Genomic DNA, 739 nt, shown 5'->3' on the forward strand with positions numbered 1-739 from the left:
AGAATAGGTTACTGTTCCCACTGCTCCAGTTACAGCTCCTGCAGTTACAGAACCAGTGCTGGCTCCAAAGCAAGAAGCATCGGTTTTAGAAGAAGCACCCAAAGCCAAAGCCGCTTCAGGTTGTCCAATAGTTACTGAATTGGATTCAGATGAGCAAGAGTCAGATACCGTTACAGTATAGGTTCCAGCAGGTAAATTGGATACAGAAGCGGTAGTGCCTACAACAGTATTCGAAGCATTTTTCCAAGAATAAGTTACTGTGCCCACAGCTCCAGTTACAGCGCCTGCAGTTACAGAACCGGTACTAGCTCCAAAGCAAGAAGCATCAGTTTTAGAAGAAGCACCCAAAGCCAAAGCTGCTTCAGGTTGTCCAACAGTCACTGAATTGGATTCAGAAGAACAAGAGTCACTAACAGTTACAGTATAGGTTCCAGCAGGAAGGTTATCAACTGTTGCAGTGGTACCCACTACAGTATTCGAAGCATTTTTCCAAGAATAAGTAACTGTTCCTACAGCGCCTGTTACAGCGCCTGCCGTTACAGACCCAGTGCTAGCACCAAAGCAAGAAGCATCGGTTTTAGAAGAAACACCCAAAGCCAAAGCTGCTTCAGGTTGTCCAACAGTTACTGAATTGGACTCAGAAGAACAAGAGTCACTAACCGTTACAGTATAAATACCAGCAGGTAAATTGGATACAGAAGCGGTGGTGCCTACAACAGTATTCGAAGCATTTTTCCAA

Annotated in this window: 1 pseudogene; it reads right to left on the reverse strand. The window is 44.8% G+C overall.

Annotated features, from left to right (window positions below):
- Positions 1-739: pseudogene (locus tag ACSVH9_RS16295) on the reverse strand (hypothetical protein); the annotation flags it as partial.

This window comes from Flavobacterium sp. RSSB_23 (assembly GCF_051547145.1).
In the GTDB taxonomy this organism is placed as follows: domain Bacteria; phylum Bacteroidota; class Bacteroidia; order Flavobacteriales; family Flavobacteriaceae; genus Flavobacterium.